Annotated in this window: 1 pseudogene; it reads left to right on the top strand. The window is 66.6% G+C overall.

The window, feature by feature from the left end:
• Window positions 1-77: 77 nt before the first annotated feature.
• A pseudogene (locus tag ACP4J3_RS50735) lies at window positions 78-1,081 on the top strand (IS5 family transposase).
• The last annotated feature ends 23 nt before the right edge of the window (window positions 1,082-1,104 follow it).

The raw sequence follows: 1,104 nt of genomic DNA, 5'->3' as shown, positions 1-1,104 counted from the left end.
CTAGGGCGTGTATCGAGTCGTGATCAATCTGCGGGATTCGCTGTCGTGGCGGGTTCTGGACCGGTAGGCCTTCTTGCGTGACGCGCGTGCAACTGACGGACGTGGAATGGGAGTTCATCGAGCCGTACCTGCCGATCGGCGAGTACGGCCCGTACCCCGAGCGGCTGCGGCAGCAGTTCGAGGGGGTGATCTGGCGGTTCAAGACCGGCGGACAGTGGCGGGAGATGCCGCAGGAGTTCGGTGCCTGGTCGACTGTCCACAACCGTTTCCGGCAGTGGCGTGACGCCGGCGTCTTCGAGGCTCTGCTGGAGGGCTTGATCGCGGAGGCCGCGAAGTGGGGTGAGATCGATCTGTCCCTGGTCAGCATCGACTCCACCACCGCGCGCGCTCACCACGACGCGGCCGGGATGCACCTGGGCGAGGACGTCCTCACCGCGCTGGAGAAGGCTGCCATCGAGGCGGAGAAGGCCAGGTCAAAAGGGGCAGCATCGAAGAACAAGACGGACAGGACGTCGAAGCGGATCCCGGGCGGGAGGAACGACGACGCATCCGGCGGCGGCGAAAACTCCGGCTGAAGGCCGCTCTCCTGGGACGTTCCAGGGGTGGTCAGACCAGCAAGGTCCACCTCGCCGCCGACCGCAAGTGCCGTCCGCTGGCGTTCGTGCTGACCGCGGGCCAGGCTGCGGACAGCCCGCAGTTTCTGCCCGTGCTGGGGAAGTTACGGGTCCGCGGCCCTGTCGGTCGCCCCCGTACCCGGCCGGACGCGGTCGCCGCCGACAAGGCCTACTCCTCCCGCGGCAACCGGGCCCACCTGCGCCAACGCGGCATCAAGGCAGTGATCCCGGAGAAGAAGGACCAGGCCGCCAACCGGAAGAAGAAGGGCTCTGAGGGCGGTCGGCCCGTCAGCTACGACACCGGCCTCTACAAGGAGAGGAACACCGTCGAGCGCCTGATCAACAAGCTCAAGGCCTGGCGAGGCATCGCCACCCGGTACGACAAGACCCCAGACAGCTACCTCGCCGGCCTCCACCTACGCGCCTCGATGATCTGGATCAAAGACATCACCCGGACCACCGAATGATCACGACTCAAAACGCGCCCTAG

Source organism: Streptomyces sp. UG1 (assembly GCF_049974585.1).
Lineage (GTDB): Bacteria > Actinomycetota > Actinomycetes > Streptomycetales > Streptomycetaceae > Streptomyces.
This window is presented reverse-complemented; position numbering and strand designations above follow the sequence as displayed.